The 20,608-nt window shown below is 65.2% G+C and carries 12 protein-coding genes; 8 read left to right on the top strand and 4 right to left on the bottom strand.

The features are described 5' to 3' along the window. Positions 1-133 precede the first annotated feature (133 nt). The 3 genes from ACQKPE_RS13705 to aceE all read right to left on the bottom strand — a co-directional run bounded on the left by ACQKPE_RS13705 (position 134) and on the right by aceE (position 7,425). Positions 134-2,827 (bottom strand): putative bifunctional diguanylate cyclase/phosphodiesterase, encoded by a 2,694-nt coding sequence (locus ACQKPE_RS13705; RefSeq protein ID WP_427666605.1) that lies wholly within the window; start codon positions 2,825-2,827, stop codon positions 134-136. A gap of 295 nt (positions 2,828-3,122) precedes the next feature. Then, positions 3,123-4,766 carry a dihydrolipoyllysine-residue acetyltransferase gene (gene aceF, locus ACQKPE_RS13700; protein WP_427666603.1) on the bottom strand — a complete coding sequence of 548 codons (1,644 nt, stop codon included), beginning with the start codon at positions 4,764-4,766 and terminating at the stop codon, positions 3,123-3,125. Between the two features lie 13 nt (positions 4,767-4,779). Next, positions 4,780-7,425, bottom strand: coding sequence for a pyruvate dehydrogenase (acetyl-transferring), homodimeric type (gene aceE / locus ACQKPE_RS13695; RefSeq protein WP_427666601.1), 2,646 nt, complete (start codon positions 7,423-7,425; stop codon positions 4,780-4,782). Between the two features lie 384 nt (positions 7,426-7,809). Here aceE and glnE point away from each other — a divergent pair, with 384 nt between their 5' ends. From glnE to ACQKPE_RS13655, 8 genes are all read left to right on the top strand, one after another. Next, positions 7,810-10,743 (top strand): bifunctional [glutamate--ammonia ligase]-adenylyl-L-tyrosine phosphorylase/[glutamate--ammonia-ligase] adenylyltransferase, encoded by a 2,934-nt coding sequence (gene glnE / locus ACQKPE_RS13690; RefSeq protein WP_427666599.1) that lies wholly within the window; start codon positions 7,810-7,812, stop codon positions 10,741-10,743. A 93-nt stretch (positions 10,744-10,836) separates the two neighbouring features. Further along, a complete protein-coding gene (waaF, locus tag ACQKPE_RS13685) occupies positions 10,837-11,886 on the top strand; it encodes a lipopolysaccharide heptosyltransferase II (protein ID WP_427666597.1) in 1,050 nt (349 codons plus the stop codon). Further along, entirely contained in the window at positions 11,887-12,945 is a 1,059-nt protein-coding gene (gene waaC / locus ACQKPE_RS13680; RefSeq protein WP_427666595.1) for a lipopolysaccharide heptosyltransferase I, read from the top strand. Then, complete coding sequence (locus tag ACQKPE_RS13675) at positions 12,945-14,069, top strand: glycosyltransferase family 4 protein (protein ID WP_427666593.1); 1,125 nt, start codon at positions 12,945-12,947, stop codon at positions 14,067-14,069. Before waaC ends, ACQKPE_RS13675 begins: the two co-directional genes overlap by 1 nt. Next, positions 14,066-14,872: a lipopolysaccharide core heptose(I) kinase RfaP gene (gene rfaP, locus ACQKPE_RS13670; RefSeq protein WP_427666591.1), complete on the top strand. Its 807-nt coding sequence runs from the start codon at positions 14,066-14,068 to the stop codon at positions 14,870-14,872. The genes ACQKPE_RS13675 and rfaP overlap by 4 nt, the downstream gene beginning before the upstream one ends. Beyond that, the gene (locus tag ACQKPE_RS13665) at positions 14,872-15,606 is read left to right on the top strand and encodes a lipopolysaccharide kinase InaA family protein (RefSeq protein WP_427666589.1); all 735 of its coding nucleotides are present in this window, start codon (positions 14,872-14,874) and stop codon (positions 15,604-15,606) included. The genes rfaP and ACQKPE_RS13665 overlap by 1 nt, the downstream gene beginning before the upstream one ends. After that, complete coding sequence (locus tag ACQKPE_RS13660; protein WP_427666587.1) at positions 15,603-16,355, top strand: lipopolysaccharide kinase InaA family protein; 753 nt, start codon at positions 15,603-15,605, stop codon at positions 16,353-16,355. The genes ACQKPE_RS13665 and ACQKPE_RS13660 overlap by 4 nt, the downstream gene beginning before the upstream one ends. Further along, on the top strand, positions 16,355-17,797 hold the full coding sequence (locus ACQKPE_RS13655) for a lipopolysaccharide kinase InaA family protein (protein WP_427666585.1): 1,443 nt from the start codon (positions 16,355-16,357) through the stop codon (positions 17,795-17,797). Before ACQKPE_RS13660 ends, ACQKPE_RS13655 begins: the two co-directional genes overlap by 1 nt. Here the strand turns inward: ACQKPE_RS13655 and ACQKPE_RS13650 are convergent. Then, positions 17,794-20,577, bottom strand: a complete 2,784-nt coding sequence (locus ACQKPE_RS13650) for a dermonecrotic toxin domain-containing protein (RefSeq protein ID WP_427666583.1) — start codon at positions 20,575-20,577, stop codon at positions 17,794-17,796. The two genes, ACQKPE_RS13655 and ACQKPE_RS13650, sit on opposite strands and share 4 nt — an antisense overlap. Positions 20,578-20,608 lie beyond the last annotated feature (31 nt).

The raw sequence follows: 20,608 nt of genomic DNA, 5'->3' as shown, positions 1-20,608 counted from the left end.
GGGTTCGACGCCTCGTAGGCCGCGTGAGCGGTCTGCAGGGTGTTGTCGACGACCTTGACCGGCTTCTCGATGCGCGCACCCAGGCCAGTGGGGCCGACGCTGTGTCCAATAGTGCCCGAGCTTCGCGCCGCTGTCAGTCGATTGGCCCGCGCGGGTAGCGCTTGAGCTTGTCGACCAGTTCGCGCCCGGGAATCGGCCGGTCGAACAGGTAGCCCTGGCCAACGTCACAGCGGTGCCTGCGCAGGAACGCCAGCTGCTCGGCGGTCTCGATGCCTTCGGCGACCACCTTGAGCTTGAGGTTGTGGGCCATGGCCACCACCGCCGAGGTGATCTCCATGTCGTCCTGGTTGGCGGGGATCTCGCTGATGAAGCTGCGGTCGATCTTGATGATGTCGATGGGGAATTTTTTCAAGTAGCTCAGCGACGAATAACCGGTGCCGAAGTCGTCCATGGCCAGGGTCAGGCCCAGGCGCTTGAGGTCGTCGAGCTGGCGCCGGGTGTCTTCGGTGGCTTCCAGCAGCAGGCCCTCGGTGAGCTCCAGCTCCAGCAGGTGCGGTGGCAGCGCTTCCTCTTCGAGGATGGTGCCGATCGAGCTGACCAGCTCGGGGTCGGAGAACTGCTTGGGCGACAGGTTGATGGCCACGTGCAGGTTGCCCATGCCGGCATCGCGCAGCTCGTTGCTCATGCGGCAGGACTGGCGCACCACCCACTTGCCGATGGGAATGATCAGCCCGGTTTCCTCGGCCACGCTGATGAACTGGTCCGGGCGGATCATGCCGCGCTCGGGGTGGTTCCAGCGCAGCAGCGCCTCCAGGCCCAGCAGGCGGCCGCTGCGCAGGCACAGCTTGGGCTGGTAGAACACTTCCAGTTCGTTCTGGGTCAGGGCTCGGCGCAGGTTGTTTTCGACGAACAGCTTGTAGCTGGCCTCGGCGTTCAGCACCTCGGTGAACACCTGCACCTGATGCTTACCGTTGGCCTTGGCCTTGTGCAGGGCAAGGCCTGCGTTCTTCATCAGGGTGGCCGGGTCGCTGCCGTGCAGCGGCGCGCAGGCCAGGCCCACGGAAGCGGTGACGTTGATCAGCTGGTTGTCGACGAACATTGGTTTGTCGAGGGTGCGCAGCAACTGCTGGGCCACGCCCTGGCCGTCTTCCAGGCTGGTGTCGTCGAGCAGCACGGCGAATTCGTTACTGGCGAAACGCGCCAGGCTGCCGCCGTCGCTCAAGCTGTTGCGCAGGCGGCGGGCCAGGCTGATCAGCAGTTTGTCGCCGGTCTGGTGGCCGAGGCTGTCGTTGATGCGCTTGAAATTGTCGATGTCCACCAGCAGCAGGCAGATCGGGCTGTTGCTGTCGCGGGCGAAGCGCTCGTCGAGGCTGCGGATGAACGCCGGGCGGTTGCCCAGGCTGGTCAGGTTGTCGGTGTAGGCCAGGCGCTCGATGCGCTGCTGGGCCAGCTTGCTCTGGGTGATGTCTTCGTAGATGCCGATGTAGTGGGTCAACTCGCGGTTGTCGCCATACACCTTGGAAATCGACAGCTGGCCCCAGTAGGGCTCCAGGCTCTTGCGCCGGCTCTTGAACTCGCCCTGCCAGCTGTTGCCGATGGCCAGGCTCGAGGGTGAGTCGAAGAGGATCTGGTTGAGGTTCTCGAGCGCCGGCAGTTCGGCCAGGTGGCGGCCCTGCACTTCGTCGGTGCTGTACTGGGTGATCGCCGTGAAGCTTGGGTTGACGTACTCCACCACGCCATCGCGGTTCACCAACAGGAAGGCGCTGGCGCTTTGCTCGACCGCCCGCTGGAACAGGTGCAGGGCGCTGGTGGCGGTGCGTCGGTTGTGGTTGGTGATGACCTGGGCGAACTGGTCGGCCAGCTCGCCGGCGAAGGCGATTTCATCCGACTGCCAGGCACGGGGCAGGCCGGTCTGTTCCAGGCACAGCACACCAACCACTTGGCCATCGACGCGGATACTGGCGTCGAGCATGGCGTTGTCGTCGCTGTTGAAGAGGATTTCCGCCATGTCACGGGTACGCGGGTCGTGGCTGGCGTTGTGGGCGTCGATGGCGCGGCTGGCGTGCAGGGCCTCGAGGTAGTCGGGGAACTGGCTGGCGTCGATCGGCTCTGGCAAGCGATAGGCTTGCGCGTGCTGGTCCCAGGCGCTGATCGGTTCCAGGCGCTGCTCGTTGAGGTACCAGATGCTGGCGCAGTCGACCTTGTAGATCTCACAGGCGCTGCGGGTAATCAGCTCGGCGGCTTCCAGCAGCGAGTTGCTGGCGCTGTAGCGCTGGCGTGCCAGGCGCAGGATCAAGTCTTGCTGGGCATGTACCCGCTCGAGGTGCTCGAGTTGTTCCTGCTGGGCGCGCTGGTTCAGTTGCAGGGCGAGTTCCAGGCGGCTGTTGCGCGACTCCAGGTCGTTGGTGTCCTGCTCCGCGCTGTCGTCCTGCTGGTCGTCCAGCACGGTGAGGTAGCCGCGCAGCAGTTGGCGATTGTGCTGCTTGTAGGCTTCACCGGTCTCCAGCAAGCGCAAGGCCCCGGCAGCACTGTGCAAGGTGTAGCGCACCCGGTAATGGCCGCGCTGGGCCAGTTGTGCCTGGATCTGGTCATGCTGGCGGTAGCGCGCTTCGGGTTCCATGAGGCTGGCATAAGGCGAACCGATCAAGGCGCACAGCTCGCTGGCCGCCAGGCCAAATTGGCGGTCGCAGGCCGGGTCGAGGTAAAGCATCGCCCAACTGGCCTCGTTCAGCCGCTCGAAACGCAGCATACCGAGCCGCGAGGGCACGGGGAGCTGCGTCACGACCTCGGCCGCCACACGGCTGACGGCATCGGGTTGGCTTTTCATCGAAGACTCGCTTGAACAGGGCTGTGGGCGCAGTTGCCACGGACAGGCGGTTGCGCGTTGAGCAAGGGTGCATCATGTCCCGAAGGCTGGCAAGCGGCCATATGGGTAGCAGTGTGCAGATTGTCGGCTAATGCACGATTATCTGAAGTTTCCACAGGCTTTCCCGCGCGCCCAGGCAAGGGTAATTCACTTTGCGCCAGGCAAAAAAAGCCCCGCCAGAACGTGACGGGGTTGAGGTACGAGCGTGGCAGCTCGAAAAGGGTACTGCCCCTCCTGGGAGGGGCAGGGTGGTGCTTTACAGCAGCATCGTGCGGATATCCGCCAGCACGTCGCCCAGGCGCTTGGTGAAGCGCGCGGCGGCGGCGCCGTTGATCACGCGGTGATCGTAGGACAGCGACAGCGGCAGCATCAGCTTCGGCTGGAAGGCCTTGCCGTCCCAGACCGGTTGCATGGTGGCCTTGGACACACCGAGGATCGCCACTTCAGGCGCGTTGACGATCGGCGTGAAGCCGGTGCCGCCAATGTGGCCGAGGCTGGAGATGGTGAAGCAGGCACCTTGCATGTCGTCGGCCGACAGCTTCTTGGTGCGCGCCTTCTCGGCCAGGGCCGCGGCTTCGCCAGCCAGTTGCAGCAGGCTCTTCTGGTCGACGTTCTTGATCACCGGTACCAGCAGGCCGTCCGGGGTGTCCACGGCGAAGCCGATGTGCACGTACTTCTTGCGGATCACGGCCTTGCCGCTTGGCGCCAGCGAGCTGTTGAAGTCCGGCAGTTCCTTGAGCAGGTAGGCGCAGGCCTTGAGCAGCAGTGGCAGCACGGTCAGCTTGACGCCCGCCTTCTCGGCGGCGGCTTTCTGCGAAACGCGGAAGGCTTCCAGCTCGGTGATGTCGGCGGAGTCGAACTGGGTCACGTGTGGCACGTTCAGCCAGCTGCGGTGCAGGTTGGCGGCACCGACCTGCATCAGGCGGGTCATGGCCACTTCTTCCACTTCACCGAACTTGCTGAAGTCGACGGTCGGGATCGGCGGGATGCCTGCGCCACCGGTAATACCGGCAGCTGGAGCTTCCTTGGCCTTCTGCATCATGGCCTTGACGTAGACCTGAACGTCTTCTTTCAGGATACGACCGTGCGGGCCAGTGGCAGCGACGGCGCCCAGCTCGACACCGAATTCACGGGCCAGCTGACGCACGGCAGGGCCGGCGTGAACCTTGGCGTTGCTGCCGGCAGCCGGTGCGGTAGCAGCCGGGGCAGGGGCAGCGGCTGGAGCAGCAGCGGCAGGCGCGGCAGCAGGAGCAGCCTCGGCCTTGGCTGGCGCAGCCGCTGCGGCCGGAGCCGGGGCCGCTGCCGGGGCAGCGCCCGCGACTTTCAGCTTGAAGATCAAGTCGCCAGTGCCGACTTCATCTTCCAGCTTGCACAGCACTTCCTCGACCACGCCAGCAGCAGGCGACGGGATTTCCATGGAGGCCTTGTCGGACTCCAGGGTGATCAGCGACTGGTCGGCTTCGACGGTGTCGCCGACCTTGACCAGCACTTCGATGATCTTGGCCTTGCCCGACGAGCCGATGTCCGGCACGTGGATGTCCTGCACGCTGGCGGCAGCCGGGGCTGCGGCAGGTGCAGGCGCGGCTTCGGCCGGCTTTTCGGCGGCGGCAGGGGCCGCGGCCTGGGCAGGCGCGGCAGCCGGAGCCTCAGGGGCCGCGGCAGCGGCGCCCTCGGCTTCCAGCACCAGCAGTTCGTCGCCTTCTTTCAGGCGGTCGCCCAGCTTGACCTTCAGTTCCTTGATGACGCCGGCCTTGGGGGCCGGGATCTCCATGGAGGCCTTGTCGGACTCCAGGGTCAGCAGGCTCTGGTCAGCCTCGATACGGTCACCGACCTTGACGAACAGCTCGATGATTTCACCTTCACCGCTGCCGATGTCAGGTACGCGAATGAGTTCGCTCACTTAAAAATACTCCTCAGCAGTCCAGTGGGTTGCGCTTGTCCGGGTCGATACCGAACTTGACGATAGCGTCTGCAACAACCTTGGGTTCGATCTCGCCACGGTCAGCCAGGGCTTCCAGCGCAGCCAGCACCACGAAGTGGCGGTCGACTTCGAAGAAGTGACGCAGCTTCTTGCGGCTGTCGCTGCGGCCGTAGCCGTCGGTACCCAGAACCTTGAACTCTTTGCTCGGTACCCACTGGCGGATCTGCTCGGCGAACAGCTTCATGTAGTCGGTGGAGGCGATGACCGGGCCCTTGCGACCGTTCAGGCACTGCTCGACGTAGGTCTGCTGTGGCTTCTGGCCAGGCTTGAGGCGGTTGGCGCGCTCTACGGCCAGGCCGTCGCGACGCAGTTCGTTGAAGCTGGTGACGCTCCACACGTCGGCACCGACGTTGTACTCGTCACGCAGGATCTTCGCCGCTTCGCGAACTTCGCGCAGGATGGTGCCGGAGCCCATCAGCTGTACGTGGTGCGCGGCTTCGCGGGTGTCTTCTTCGAGCAGGTACATGCCCTTGATGATGCCTTCCTCGACACCGGCCGGCATGGCGGGCTGCTGGTAGGATTCGTTCATCACGGTGATGTAGTAGAAGATGTCCTGTTGCTCTTCGGTCATCTTCTTCATGCCGTCCTGGATGATCACCGCCAGCTCGTAGCCGTAGGTGGGGTCATAGGTGCGGCAGTTCGGGATGGTGCCCGCCATCATGTGGCTGTGGCCGTCTTCGTGCTGCAGGCCTTCACCGTTGAGGGTGGTACGGCCGGCGGTACCGCCGATCAGGAAGCCACGGGTGCGGCTGTCGCCAGCGGCCCAGGCCAGGTCGCCGATACGCTGGAAGCCGAACATCGAGTAGAAGATGTAGAACGGCAGCATCGGCTGGTTGTGGCAGCTGTACGAGGTACCGGCAGCGATGAACGACGACATGGCGCCGGCTTCGTTGATGCCTTCCTCGAGGATCTGGCCCTTCTTGTCCTCGCGGTAGAACATCACCTGGTCTTTATCGACTGGCTCGTAGAGCTGGCCGACCGACGAGTAGATGCCCAGCTGGCGGAACATGCCTTCCATACCGAAGGTACGGGCTTCGTCCGGGATGATCGGGACGATGCGTTGGCCGATTTCCTTGTCCTTGACCAGCTGCGCCAGGATGCGCACGAAGGCCATGGTGGTGGAGATTTCACGGTCGCCCGAGCCATCCAGGATCGCTTTCAGGGTTTCCAGTGGCGGGGTCGGCACGCTGAAGCTCTGGGCGCGGCGCTGCGGCACGAAGCCACCCAGGGCGTTGCGGCGCTCGGCCAGGTATTTGGCTTCGGCGGAGCCTTCTTCAGGTTTGAAGAACGGCAGGCTTTCCAGGTCGGCATCCTTGACCGGGATGTCGAAGCGGTCGCGGAAGTGACGCAGGCTGTCGACGTCGACCTTCTTGGTGTTGTGCGCGGTGTTCTTGGCTTCGCCAGCACCGGTGCCATAACCCTTGATGGTCTTGGCCAGGATGACGGTCGGCTGGTCCTTGTGGTTCACCGCCTGGTGGTAGGCCGCATAGACCTTGTACGGGTCGTGGCCACCGCGGTTGAGCTTCCAGATCTCGTCGTCGGACAGGTCTTCGACCATGGCCTTGAGCTCTGGGGTGTTGAAGAAGTTCTCACGCACGTACGCGCCGTCTTTGGCTTTGTAGTTCTGGTACTCGCCGTCGATGACTTCGTCCATGCGGCGCTGCAGGGCACCGTTGGTGTCCTTGGCCAGCAGTGGGTCCCAGAAACGGCCCCAGACGACTTTGTTGACGTTCCAGCCGCCGCCACGGAACACGCCTTCGAGTTCCTGGATGATCTTGCCGTTGCCGCGAACCGGGCCATCGAGGCGCTGCAGGTTGCAGTTGATGACGAAGATCAGGTTGTCCAGCTTCTCGCGGCCAGCCAGGGCGATGGCGCCCAGGGATTCCGGCTCGTCGCACTCGCCGTCACCCATGAAGCACCAGACCTTCTGCTTGCCGGCCGGGATGAAACCACGGGCTTCCAGGTACTTCATGAAGCGGGCCTGGTAGATCGCCTGGATCGGGCCAAGGCCCATCGAAACGGTCGGGAACTGCCAGAAGTCAGGCATCAGCCATGGGTGTGGGTACGACGACAGGCCTTTGCCATCGACTTCCTGGCGGAAGTTGGTCATCTGTTCTTCGCTGATGCGGCCTTCCATGAAGGCGCGGGCGTAGACGCCTGGGGAGGCGTGGCCCTGGAAGAAGATCAGGTCGCCGCCGTGTTCTTCGGTCGGGGCCTGGAAGAAGTAGTTGAAGCCGATGTCGTACAGGGTAGCGCTGGAGGCGAAGCTCGAAATGTGTCCGCCCAGGTCCGAGTCTTGCAGGTTGGTACGCATGACCATGGCCAGGGCGTTCCAACGCACCATCGAGCGGATGCGGCGTTCCATGAACAGGTCGCCAGGCATGCGTGCTTCGTGGGTGACAGGGATGGTGTTGCGGTATGGCGTGGTGATGGCATATGGCAGCTGCGAACCACTACGGGTGGCCAGCTCGCCCATGCGGGTCATCAGGTAATGAGCGCGGTCTTCGCCTTCTTTGTCGAGGACCGACTCCAGGGCATCCAGCCATTCCTGGGTTTCGATGGGATCGAGGTCTTGCATGGCTTGCTCCAGGGCGGAAAGGCAACCAGAATCGGAAGCCTGAGTTTGCGACTGGCCTTTTGGGCAGACGTCGTGAATTCTTGGATTAGCCGGACAGTCATCCGGCGCCGTGTAGTTTTACTACAAATGCTTCGGCATTTCATGCTTTTGCGCGAAAGGGGTAGTAGTAAAACTACAGGAAAAGCGCTTTTGGCTGTGTTCCAGGTTGTGGAGAAAATCGTTCCTGTTGGTTGGTACTGTGTTTGCTCTGGGTGAACCTTGATGTTTCTTGCCAATGATTCGCGTTTTTCAGCTATTTACAACTTTTGTATGACAGTCCAACCGTGGCCTGACCCTCTCGTGACCGCCTGTCCCCCTCTCATTCACGCCGATCAAGGATAGACCATGCGCCTGCCTTTGCCGCTCGCTCTGCCCGTCGCCCTGCAACCGCTGGTCGCTCGCAACCGCCAGTTCCTGGCCGAAGTCCTGGCCCAGCACCCGGAACTGGACGTCGCCACCTGGAGTGCGGCGCACCAGTTGCAGTTCGACCAAGTGGCTGCGGCCAGCGACTTCGTACAAGAGCTGGCCCGGCGCGAACCGGCGATGCTGTTCGACCTGCTTGCCAGTGGCGAACTCGACCAGGCGTTCGCCCCTGGCCAGTTGCGTGCCCGGGTGAAGGCGGCGGCCGACACCGCGCAGACCGAGGACGAGCTGGCGCGCAACCTGCGTCGCGAACGCAACCGCCAGCAGTTGCGTATCATCTGGCGCGACATCACCCGCCAGGCGGCGCTGGGCGAGACCTGCCGCGACCTTTCGGAACTGGCCGATGCGTCCATCGACGAGGCCTATCAATGGCTGTACCCGCGCCATTGCCAGCAGTTCGGCACACCGATCGGCAAGCGCAGCGGCCAGCCCCAGCACATGGTGGTGCTGGGCATGGGCAAGCTCGGCGCCGTGGAACTCAACCTGTCGTCGGACATCGACCTGATCTTCGGCTTCCCCGAGGGTGGCGAAACCGAAGGCGTGAAGCGCTCGCTGGAAAACCAGGAGTTCTTCACCCGCCTGGGCCAGCGCCTGATAAAGGCACTGGACCCGGTGACCGTCGATGGCTTCGTGTTTCGTGTCGACATGCGCCTGCGCCCCTACGGCTCGGCCGGTGCGCTGGTGCTGTCGTTCAACGCGCTGGAGCAGTACTACCAGGACCAGGGGCGTGACTGGGAACGCTACGCCATGATCAAGGCGCGGGTAGTGGCGGGCGACCAGGTGGCCGGTGCGCAGTTGCTGGAGATGCTGCGACCGTTCGTCTACCGCCGCTACCTGGACTTCTCGGCCATCGAGGCGCTGCGCACCATGAAGCAGCTGATCCAGCAGGAAGTGCGGCGCAAGGGCATGGCCGAGAACATCAAGCTGGGCGCAGGCGGCATTCGCGAGGTGGAATTCATCGCCCAGGCGTTCCAGCTGATTCATGGCGGGCGCGACCTGAGCCTGCAGCAGCGGCCACTGCTCAAGGTGCTGGCCACCCTGGAAGGCCAGGGCTACCTGCCGCCAGCGGTGGTTGGCGAGCTGCGCGAAGGTTACGAATTCCTGCGCTACACCGAGCATGCGATCCAAGCCATCGGCGACCGCCAGACCCAGATGCTGCCCAACGACGAGCAGGACCGGGCGCGGGTCGCCTATATCCTCGGTTTCGCCGATTGGCAGGCCTTCCACGATCAGCTGATGCATTGGCGTGGTCGGGTCGACTGGCACTTCCGCCAGGTGATCGCCGACCCGGATGACGAGGACGGCGAGGGTGAGCTGGTGGTCGGCGGAGAGTGGTCGCCGCTGTGGGAGCAGGCCCAGGATGAAGAGGCCGCCAGCCGCCAGCTCGAAGAAGCCGGCTTCAAGCAGCCCGCAGAGGCCTTGCGGCGCCTGGCCTCGCTGCGCAACAGCCCAGCGCTGCGCTCGATCCAGCGCATCGGGCGGGAACGCCTGGATGCCTTCATTCCGCGTCTGCTGGCCCAAACTGTCGAACATGCCGACCCTGACCTGGTGCTTGACCGCGTATTGCCATTGGTCGAGGCGGTGGCGCGGCGTTCGGCCTACCTGGTGCTGCTCACCGAAAACCCCGGCGCATTGCGCCGCCTGCTGACCCTGTGCGCGGCCAGCCCCTGGATCGCCGAACAGATCGCCCGCTACCCACTGCTGCTCGACGAGTTGCTCAACGAGGGCCGCCTGTTCAGCCCGCCGCTGGCGCCGGAACTGGCGGCAGAGCTGCGCGAGCGGCTGACGCGCATTCCCGAGGACGACCTGGAACAGCAAATGGAGGCCCTGCGGCACTTCAAGCTGGCCCACAACCTGCGCGTGGCCGCCTCGGAAATCAGCGGCAACCTGCCCTTGATGAAGGTCAGCGACTACCTGACTTGGCTGGCCGAAGCCATCCTCGACCAAGTGCTGGCCCTGGCCTGGCGCCAGACCGTCGCCCGCCATGGTCAACCGCAGTTGCGCAATGGTGGGCTGTGCGACCCAGGCTTCATCATCGTCGGCTATGGCAAGGTGGGCGGTCTCGAACTGGGCCATGGCTCGGACCTCGACCTAGTGTTCATCCACGACGGCGACCTGCACGCCGAGACCGATGGCGCCAAGCCCATCGACAGCGCGCAGTTCTTCACCCGCCTGGGCCAACGCATCATCCACCTGCTGACCACCCAGACCCAATCCGGCCAGCTCTACGATGTCGACATGCGCCTGCGCCCCTCTGGCGCTTCGGGCCTGCTGGTCAGTTCGGTCGGCGCCTTCGAGCGCTACCAGCAGAACGAAGCCTGGACCTGGGAGCACCAGGCCCTGGTGCGCGCCCGTGTGCTGGTGGGCTGCAAGGACGTGGCGGCGGCGTTCGAGGGCGTGCGTGCACGGGTGCTCGGGCAGGCCCGTGACCTGGACAAGCTGCGCGCCGAGGTGAGCGACATGCGCGCCAAGATGCGCGACAACCTGGGCAGCAAACGCACCGGCGCAGGCACCGCCGACAACGCCTTCGAGCCTGGCCAGCCGTTCGATATCAAGCAGGATGCCGGTGGTATCGTCGATATCGAATTTATGGTGCAATACGCCGCTTTGGCCTGGTCCCACGAGCATCCGGCCTTGCTGCGCTGGACCGACAACATCCGCATTCTCGAAGAGCTCGAACAGGCAGGCCTGATGCCCGCTGCGGATGCCGTGTTGCTGCGCGAGGTGTACAAGGCGTTTCGCTCGGCTTCGCACCGCCAGGCCTTGCAGAAGCAGGCCGGGGTCATCGATGCCGGGCAGTTCGTGGATGAGCGCCGCGAGGTGCGGCGGATCTGGGGGCAGCTCGGTTTGACCTGAGTGTTACACTGTCCGCCACATAGCCTGAATATAAAGAGGGGAGGCCAGGTTGTACCGCAGCTTGCAGCCTCCCCGAGTGTTTCTGGACAACCCATGAGAATACTGATCATTGGCCCTAGCTGGGTCGGCGACATGGTGATGGCGCAGACCCTGTTCCAGTGCCTCAAACAGCAGCACCCCGACTGCGTGATCGACGTGCTGGCCCCTGACTGGAGCCGGCCGATTCTCGAGCGCATGCCCGAAGTGCGCCAGGCCTTGAGCTTCCCGCTCGGCCACGGCGCCTTGGAGCTGGCCACGCGTCGACGCATCGGCAAGTCGCTGGTCGGCCAGTACGACCAGGCGATTTTGCTGCCCAACTCGCTCAAGTCGGCGCTGGTGCCGTACTTTGCCGGTATCCCCAAGCGCACCGGCTGGCGCGGCGAGATGCGCTACTTCCTGCTCAACGACGTGCGGACCCTCGACAAGGCCCGCTACCCGCTGATGATCGAGCGCTTCATGGCCCTGGCCTACGCGCCGGGTGCCGAGTTGCCGCAACCCTACCCGCGACCGAGCCTGCGCATCGAAGCGCAAAGCCGCGATGCCGCCCTGGCCAAGTTCGGCCTGGCCCTCGACCGGCCGGTATTGGCGCTGTGCCCGGGCGCGGAGTTCGGCGAGGCCAAGCGCTGGCCCGCCGAGCACTACGCCCAGGTGGCCGAAGCGCTGATCCGCCAGGGTTGGCAGGTGTGGCTGTTCGGCTCGAAAAGCGACCACCCGGTGGGTGAGCAGATCCGTGAGCGGCTGATTCCCGGCCTGCGCGAGGAGTCGAGCAACCTGGCCGGGGAAACGTCGCTCGCCGAGGCTATCGACCTGCTGTCGTGCGCCGACGCCGTGGTCTCCAACGACTCCGGGCTGATGCACGTGGCCGCCGCGCTGAACCGCCCGCTGGTGGCGGTGTATGGCTCCACCTCGCCAGGCTTTACGCCGCCCTTGGCCGACCAGGTCGAGGTGGTGCGCACCGGTATCGAATGCAGCCCCTGCTTCGAGCGTACCTGCCGCTTCGGCCACTACAACTGCCTGCGCCTGCTGGAGCCCGCAGCGGTGATCGCCGCCTTGCAGCACCTGGGCGGGCCAAACCTGATCGATGTCATGGCCGAGGTCGACTAAGTGCGGGTTCTGATCATCAAGACGTCTTCCCTGGGGGACGTGATCCACACCCTGCCGGCGCTCACCGACGCGGCCCATGCCATTCCCGGCATTCGTTTCGACTGGGTGGTGGAAGAAGGCTTCGCCGAGATCCCGTCCTGGCACCCGGCGGTCGACCAGGTGATTCCGGTGGCGATCCGGCGCTGGCGCAAGAACCTCTGGCAGACCCACAAGAGCGGCGAGTGGAAGGCCTTCAAGCAGCGCCTGCGCGAGCGCAAGTACGACCTGGTGATCGACGCCCAGGGCCTGGTCAAGTCGGCCTGGCTGACCCGCTACGTGAAAGCGCCGGTGGCCGGGCTCGACCGCTACTCGGCGCGCGAGGGCTGGGCCAGCCGCTTCTATGACCGGCCCTTGTCGGTCGCCGTCGGCCAGCATGCGGTGGAGCGCGTGCGCCAGCTGTTCGCCCTGTCCCTGGCCTATGACCTGCCCGAGGGCATCGGCGACTACGGCCTTGACCTTGCTCGCCTGGAGCTGCCGCCGGTAGCGCCCTACGTGGTGTTCCTGCATGGCACTACCTGGGCCACCAAGCACTGGCCCGAGGCCTACTGGCGCGAGCTGGCCGAGCGCATGGGCCGACGCAAGCTGCAAGTGCTGCTGCCCTGGGGCAACCCGGCCGAGAAGGCGCGTGCCGAGCGCATCGCCCAAGGCTTGGAAAACTGCAAGGTACTCCCCAAATTGAACCTCGCGGGCGTGGCCCGCATTTTGGCTGCGGCCAAGGCCTGCGTGGCGGTGGACACCGGCCTGGGCCACCTGGCCGCCGCCCTGGACGTGCCGACCATTTCCCTGTTCGGCCCGACCAACCCTGGCCTGACCGGCGCCTACGGACGCGCCCAGATCCACCAGGCCAGCAACTTCCCCTGCGCACCCTGCCTGCAGAAGAAGTGCACCTATAAACCGAGCGCCGAGGACCTGCGCCGGTTCGATCTCAAACGCGAGTGGCCGCTGTGCTTCACTCGCCTCAATCCCGAGCATGTGGCGAGCCGCCTGGGCGCGTTGCTGCTGGCCGAGGATGTGCGTTGATGCAACTGGCTTTTGTGCTTTACAAGTATTTCCCCTTCGGCGGGCTGCAGCGCGATTTCATGCGCATCGCCCTCGAGTGCCAGAAGCGCGGACACCAGATCCGCGTGTACACGCTGATCTGGGAAGGTGATGTGCCTGAAGGTTTCGAAGTGCTGGTGGCGCCGGTCAAGGCGCTGTTCAACCATCGCCGTAACGAGAAGCTCAGCGCCTGGATGGCTGCGGACCTGGCCAAACGCCCGGTCGACCGGCTGATCGGCTTCAACAAGATGCCGGGGCTGGACGTGTACTACGCCGCCGACGGCTGTTTCGAGGACAAGGCGCAGAACCTGCGGGGCGGCTTGTACCGCCGTTGGGGCCGCTACCGGCACTTCTCCGAATACGAGCGCGCGGTGTTCGCCAAGGACGCCACCACCGAGATCCTGATGATCTCCGAAGTGCAGCAACCCCTGTTCATCAAGCACTACGCCACCCCCGAGGCGCGTTTCCACCTGTTGCCGCCCGGCATTTCCCAGGACCGCCGCGCCCCGGCCAACGCCGCCGAGATCCGCGCCGCGTTCCGCCAGGAGTTCGGCCTGGGCGACGACGAGCTGCTGCTGGTGCAGATCGGCTCGGGCTTCAAGACCAAAGGTGTGGACCGCAGCCTCAAGGCCCTTGCAGCACTGCCCGCCAGCTTGCGCAAGCGCACCCGGTTGATGGTCATTGGCCAGGACGACCCCAAGGTATTCCAGCTGCAAAGCGCAGCGCTGGGCTTGGGCGAGCAAGTGCAGTTCCTCAAGGGCCGCAGCGATATCCCGCGTTTCCTGCTGGGGGCCGACCTGCTGATCCACCCGGCCTACAACGAGAACACCGGTACCGTGCTGCTGGAGGCCCTGGTGGCTGGCTTGCCGGTGCTGGTGTCGAAGGTGTGCGGCTACGCCCACTACATCGCCGAGGCCGACAGTGGCCTGGTGCTGGACGAGCCGTTCGCCCAGGAGCAGCTCAACGCCTACCTGCAACGCATGCTTGAAGACCCTCAGGCCCGCGCGGCCTGGGGCCAGAATGGCCTGGCCTTCGCCGAAACGGCCGATCTGTACAGCATGCCGCAGCACGCCGCCGACGTGATCCTCGGCCAGGAGGCGCCATGAAGCTGATACTGGCAGAACCCTTCAAGCGCCTGTGGGCCGAGCGCGATGCCTTCGAGGCCGTGGAGGCCTTGCAGGGCGAGGTGTACCGCGAGCTGGAAGGCCGCCGTACGCTGCGTACCGAGGTCGATGGCGAAGGTTACTTCGTCAAGATCCACCGCGGCATCGGTTGGGGCGAGGTGTTCAAGAACCTGTTCAGCGCCAAGCTGCCGGTATTGGGCGCCGGCCAGGAGTGGCGAGCGATCCAGCGCCTGCATGAGGCGGGCATTGCGACCATGACCGCCGTGGCCTATGGCGAGCGTGGCAACAACCCGGCGACCCAGCACTCGTTCATCGTCACCGAGGAACTGGCGCCCACCATCAGCCTGGAAGATTACTGCGTCGACTGGCCTAGCCAGCCGCCAGAGCCACGCCTGAAGCGCGCGTTGATCGCCGAAGTGGCGAAGATGACCGGCGGCATGCACCGCGCCGGGGTCAACCACCGCGACTGCTACATCTGCCACTTCCTGCTGCACACCGATCGCCCGGTGACGCCAGAAGCATTGAAGCTGTCGGTAATCGACCTGCACCGCGCGCAAACCCGTGCCACAGTGCCCCAGCGCTGGCGCGACAAGGACCTGGCCGCGCTGTACTTCTCGGCGCTGGACATCGGCCTGACCCCGCGCGACAAGCTGCGCTTCCTCAAGGGCTATTTCCAGCGCCCGCTGCGCCAGGTGCTGCGCGAGGAAGCCGCGCTGCTGGCACGGCTCGAGCGCAAGGCACTGAAACTCTACGATCGTAAACTGCGCTACGGGGGCGCGCTCTGATGGCGGGTTGGACACTGGAGCCTGCGTATCGGCACCTGGAGGCAGATTTCGGCAGTATCGAAGCGGTGTTCGCCCTCGAAGGTGAACGCCTGACCCAAGACCCGCTCAGCGAGGTCGTGCGCATCCAGCGCGATGGGGTGAACTACTACGTCAAGCGCTATACCAGCGCGGGCAAGCACATGCGCCGCTTCGTCGGGCGCCCGCGGATCAAGGCCGAGTGGCAGAACCTCAAGCAGTTCGCCAAGTGGGGCATCCCCACTGCCGAAGTGGTGGCCTGGGGCCTGGAGCGCAATGGCCTGGCATTCGGCCGTGGGGCGATGATCACCCGCGAGCTGCCGCGTACCGAAGACCTGTCCGAGTTGGCCCAGCGCAACGACGCGCGGCTGGCCGACCGGGCCTGGGTCGACCACGTCAGCCGCCAGCTGGCGCACTGCACCCGAGTGATGCACGACCACCACTTCGCCCACAACGACCTGAAGTGGCGCAACCTGTTGGTGGACGACCAGGGCACGCTGTTCTTCATCGATTGCCCCACCGGCGACTTCTGGCGCGGCTTCATGCTGCGCCACCGGCTTATCAAGGACCTGGCGTGCCTGGACAAGGTCGCCAAATACCACCTGTCGGCCACCCAGCGACTGCGCTTCTACTTACAGTACAGCGGGCGGGCGCGTCTCGATGCCAAGGACAAGCAGCGGGTTCGCCAAGTGGTGAAATTCTTCGAGGGAAGGGAATGACCGATTACCTGGCCAGTGCCGACCACGCGCTGCTCAAGCGCCATGGCCTGAACGATTTCGAAGCGCTGTGGAAACTGCAGCTCGATGCCGTGGACGAGCCCAACACCGGGCGTGGCGGCTGGAGCAGCGTGTTCCGCCTGGAGCTGGAGGGCAAGGGCTACTTCCTCAAGCGCCAGCGCGACTACCTCACGCGCACCTTGCACCGGCCCTTCGGCGAGCCGACCTTCGCCCGCGAATTTCGCAATATCTGCCGCTACGAGAAACTGCGGATCCCGGCCTTGCAGGCGGTGTTCTTCGGCGAGCGCAAGCAGGGCGGCGAGCACCGCGCGATCCTGCTGACCCGCGCGCTGGACGACTGGCAAGACCTCAGCGAGCTGCTGGCGCAGTGGCCGCAACTGCCGCAGGCGCAGCGCCAGGGCATTCTCCAGGCCTGCGGCCGCCTGGCGCGCACCCTGCACGCTGCCGGGCAGGTGCATGGCTGCTTCTACCCCAAGCACATCTTCCTGCGTGAGCGCCGCGAAGGCTGGCAGGCGCAGTTGATCGACCTGGAGAAAACCCGGCCACTGCTGTTCGGCCTGCGCGACCGCCTCAAAGACCTCGAGCCGCTGCTGCGCCGCGCCGACGCCTGGAGCGAGGCGGATGTGCGCAGCCTGCTGGCCGCCTACCTGGAACAACCCGCGGACAGCGCTCTAGTCAACACCTGGTTGCAGCGCCTGATGCAACGCCGTCGCCACAAAGAGGCCCGCTGATGCGTTTGTCTGAACTCAAGGATGCCGGGCGTAGCCCGTCGTTGCCGCTGACCGTCACCTTGGCCGACGCCGCAGGCCCTGCCGACTTGCAACTGCTCAGCCTGCTGCGCGTGCTGCCTGGCCAGCGTTACGTCGGCGCTGGTGTCTGGCGCGGCACGCCGGTGCTGGCCAAGCTGCTGGTCGGTGGCAACGCGGCCCGGCATTTCCAGCGTGAACGCGAAGGTGTGCAACTGATGGCGGCCCAAAGCCTGACCACGCCGCGCCTGCTGGCCGATGGCCTGAAGGAAGGCGAAGGCGGCTGGCTGCTGTTCGAGTTCCTCGAGCATGCCGAAAGCCTGGGTGATGCCTGGGCGGCGGTCGAACAGTTGCCGCCGCTGGCCGACGCGCAGCAGCAGGTACTGGGCGAGGCGCTTGCCGCCGTGGCGCGGATGCACGCCAAGGGCCTGTGGCAGGACGACCTGCACCTGGACAACCTGCTGCGTCACGAAGGCCAGCTGTACCTGATCGATGGTGGTGGCATCAAGGCCGAGACCCCAGGCCAGCAGCTGTCGCGTCAGCGCGTGCTGGAGAATCTCGGGGTGTTCTTCGCCCAATTGCCCAAGCGCCTAGAACCTTTCATCGAAGAGCTGCTGGTGCACTACCTGATGGCCAACGCCGAACACGCGCTGCCGCTGGAAGCCTTGCAGAAGCAGGTGGACAAGGTGCGTGCCTGGCGCCAGAAGGACTTCCTCGACAAGGCTGGGCGCGACTGCACGCTGTTCAGCGTCGAGCGCAGCCTCTCGGGCTTGCGGGCGATCCGCCGTGCCGAGGTGCAGACGTTGTTGCCGGTGCTGGAACAGGCCGATCGTTGCATCGAAGAGGGCCATTCGTACAAGGCTGGCGGCTCGGCCAGTGTTGCGCGTATCGACGTCAACGGCCGCGCATTGGTGCTCAAACGCTACAACATCAAGAACACCGCCCACTGGTTCAAGCGTTTCTGGCGCCCCAGCCGCGCCTGGCACGCCTGGATCGAAGGCCTGCGCCTGGAGTTTCTCGGCATCACCACGCCGCGCCCGCTGGCGGTGCTGGAGCAGCGGGTGATGGGCCTGCGCAACAAGGCCTACCTGGTGACCGAGCATGCCGATGGGCCAGACCTCAAGGCCAGCTTCGCGCCCTACGTCGACACTGGCGATGCACCCGAGGTGCAGGTGCAGGCGCTGGTGCAGCTGATGCAGCGGCTGATCCAGGCGCGCATCAGCCATGGCGATTTCAAGGGGCACAACCTGCTTTGGCAGGATGGCGACTGGTCGCTGATCGACCTCGATGCCATGTGCCAGCACGCCACCCAACTGAGCTTCGCCCCCGCCTACGCCCGCGACCGGGCGCGGCTGTTGCGCAACTGGCCCAGCGACAGCGCCTTGCACCAACGGCTCGACCAGCTGTTGCCACGGCTCGCCGACTAGTGCGCAGGCAGCGCCATCCAGTCGCTGCTGCGCCCGGGCTGGCGCACGCGGATCCGCCATTGGTCGTCCTGCCAGCGCAGGATGGCCCAGGCGGTGCCGCTTTCCTTGGGTTGGCCGGGTATCAACAGGTGGTAGTGCCGTTCGAGCAGGTGCGCGCGTAGCGCCAAGGCGTGGCTGCCTGCCAGCAGGTACAGTTGTCCATCTGCCTGGTGCAGGCCATCCACCCCGGGCACGGCTTCGCCGTTGGGGGCTTCTGGCATTCGGCATTGCGCGAACAGCGCCGAAAGGTCCGGCAGCCCGTCGTACCAGAGCACGGGTGAGTCGACCACCCACTGGCCATCTTCACGCCGTTTGACCGCCACCTTGAGGTAGGCATCGGGTTGCCGAGGGTCGACGGCACGCCAACGATAGCCATCGAATGACACCTGGTAGAAGTGGCCGGTCGCATCCCTGATGTAGTAGAGCGGCACCCCAGGATGTTCAGGGGTGTTCTCGTAGACCCCCGGCGCATGGATGCCGTCGATGCGGTAGCGCAGTGTGCTGACGTCCGGCCTGGCCGCGTAGTTTGGTGGCAGGGCCAAGGGCGGGCTGGGTGGCAAGGCGCGGATGGCCCGACGCACCACGGTCGCCCCGGCGATGTTGTTGATGCCATCGCTGGTGTGGGTGAACGCCTCGACCAGGTGCTTGAGGGCGCCGAGTCGGTCGTCGTTGTGCAGCGCTTGCAGGCTGTCGAGCGCAGAAACCACCGCCCTGCCGAACGCCAGCGCACTCAGTGCGGGTGTGGGCAACACCAGGCTCACCAAGTCCAGGAGTATCCACAGGGTATGCAGGCTGGTTTCGCCGAGCAGTTCCTGGCGTGTGTTGGTGCCGGCATCCACCGCTGCCATCACCGCGCGGACGTCGGCCAGGTAGCAGGCATGCTGGAAGTTGCCGGTGATTTCGCGGCGCTCCACCTGCGCACCCAAGCCGCCCTTGGTCAGCAGCCGCTCGACGCTGCCGGGCTTGGCCAGTGGCAAGCGCTCGATCACATACTGGCGCAACACCGGTGAGCTGCGCAGGGTGCGCAGCAGCGCGCGGGTATTGCGGTATTCGCGCCAAGGCCTGCGGTCTGGGGCATCCGGGGTGTAGACCAGGAAGCGCTGCATTTGCGGCGCTTCAGGAATGATCAACAACACCCCTTGGACACTCTGCCCAGCAATCAGCAACTGGCGTACGCTGAGGCGATTGTTCTCGACCAGCGGTCGCCAATGGCTATCGGGATAGATGAGCAGCACCCTGGCCCAGCGATAACCTTGTTCGAGTGGATCTTCCAGGAAATGCCCGGCGTAACGCGCCTTGGCCGCCTCTGCGCGCATACGCGCCTGGCTGATGCTGGCGTAGGCTTCCTTGCGCCATTGCCCTGCCGGGGAGTCGACAAGGTGGGTTTGCAGGAACTGCGCATAGCTGCTGCCGACGTTCAACTCGCGTACCAGTTGCTTGGCCTGCGCGGGGGCGAGCCCTGCGAGGGGGCTGCCATCGGCCAGGTGCACACGTGCGGTGAGCCAGTAGTCGATGTCGAACCAGCCTACGTTGAGCAGCGCCAGGCGGTCGAGGCTGTAGGTCTTGCTGACCATCTCGATGGTGTCGCCCACCTGCGGGCGGCTGGCCACGGGCACGTAGCCGTTGGGCAGGTTGGGGTGGAACACCGGGCCGATCTGGCGCGCCAGCGTGACGCTGACCTTGATCTGCTCTGCGGCGATGTCCAGCTGGTACTGCTGGCGCAGTTCCCGGCGCAGTTGCTCGCGGGTCCAGGCCAACAGGTTGTTCTGCTCGAGGAACTGCGGGTACGTGAGGATGCCTGGGGCGCCGGCCTGTTCGATGGCGACGATCAGCTCCTGCATCGTCTGCATGATGTGGGTCAGGCCTTGTACCGAGGTGTTCTTCACCCAGGCCGGCGAGTGTTTTTCCAGCAGCAGCGCATAGCGGGTTGGCAGCGCGGCCTTGCTGGAGGCGTATGCGCTCATGTCGGCGGCAACACGCAGGCGCTCGTCGAAGGCCGGCGAAGCGACGAGCAGGTCGGCTTCCAGCGCGGCCTGCCAGGCCTGGGTCAATTGCCCGTGCTGGGCATCGAGCAGGCATTGCACCTGAAGGTCCAGCATATCGTCCGCCAGCCATTCATAGCGCAGGCGCTCGGCGTTGTGCGCGCAGTCCTGGTCACGCTCATGGGGGAAGAGCCGCAGCATGGGCTGGCTCTGCATGGGGTCGTCCAGGCGCTCGCACAGTTCGGTGTGCAGCGCCTGCAGGTTGCTGAAGGCTTCGATGCCATGGGCCAGGCTGCACAGCACCACGATACCGGTGGCTTGTTCATGGCCCAGCCACTGCCCCTGCGGGCCGCCTTGCACGATGACGATGGCCCCCGGCAGGTGGCCGCGCCAGTTCGGGCGGGTGATGTCCAGGCGTGGGCGATAAAGCTGGGGGCGTGTCGCGGCGGGCAGTGCCTCGCGTTGCCAGGGCAGGGGGTTGTCCAGGCTGGTGCGTAGCAAGGCAGCGTAGGGTTCGGCGAGGGTCTGGTCGTCGACCCGCAGGTCGATTTCGGCCAGCAGCTGGGCAAGCCGCAACTGGCTCAAGCGGGCCTGGCGAGAGAGGCCGCTGCTGTCTGGTTGAAGCCAGTAGCTGGCCAGGCCTGCGAAGAAGCCCTGGCGGGCCAGCCTGGGGTCGTCGTTTGCCTCAGGCCTTGGCGGGCCGGACAAAAGGGCGGCGATCGGTTCGTCGAAGGATTGCAGGCGTTGCAAGGGGGTCATGGCTTTCTCTCCTTGGCAGTAGGAGAGCGCG

The sequence above is a fragment of the Pseudomonas sp. NPDC089554 genome, from assembly GCF_050280645.1.
In the GTDB taxonomy this organism is placed as follows: Bacteria; Pseudomonadota; Gammaproteobacteria; order Pseudomonadales; family Pseudomonadaceae; genus Aquipseudomonas.
The sequence above is the reverse complement of the archived record's forward strand: the minus strand, read 5'-3'. Positions and strand labels throughout refer to the sequence as shown.

Bases quoted from the DNA above. Each gene is read 5' to 3' on its own strand.
- rfaP (WP_427666591.1), top strand. From the start codon at position 14,066: ATGAAGCTGATACTGGCAGAACCCTTCAAGCGCCTGTGGGCCGAGCGC.
- ACQKPE_RS13650 (WP_427666583.1), bottom strand. From the start codon at position 20,577: ATGACCCCCTTGCAACGCCTGCAATCCTTCGACGAACCGATCGCCGCC.
- ACQKPE_RS13675 (WP_427666593.1), top strand. From the start codon at position 12,945: ATGCAACTGGCTTTTGTGCTTTACAAGTATTTCCCCTTCGGCGGGCTG.
- ACQKPE_RS13665 (WP_427666589.1), top strand. From the start codon at position 14,872: ATGGCGGGTTGGACACTGGAGCCTGCGTATCGGCACCTGGAGGCAGAT.
- ACQKPE_RS13660 (WP_427666587.1), top strand. From the start codon at position 15,603: ATGACCGATTACCTGGCCAGTGCCGACCACGCGCTGCTCAAGCGCCAT.
- ACQKPE_RS13705 (WP_427666605.1), bottom strand. From the start codon at position 2,827: ATGAAAAGCCAACCCGATGCCGTCAGCCGTGTGGCGGCCGAGGTCGTG.
- ACQKPE_RS13655 (WP_427666585.1), top strand. From the start codon at position 16,355: ATGCGTTTGTCTGAACTCAAGGATGCCGGGCGTAGCCCGTCGTTGCCG.
- waaF (WP_427666597.1), top strand. From the start codon at position 10,837: ATGAGAATACTGATCATTGGCCCTAGCTGGGTCGGCGACATGGTGATG.
- glnE (WP_427666599.1), top strand. From the start codon at position 7,810: ATGCGCCTGCCTTTGCCGCTCGCTCTGCCCGTCGCCCTGCAACCGCTG.
- aceE (WP_427666601.1), bottom strand. From the start codon at position 7,425: ATGCAAGACCTCGATCCCATCGAAACCCAGGAATGGCTGGATGCCCTG.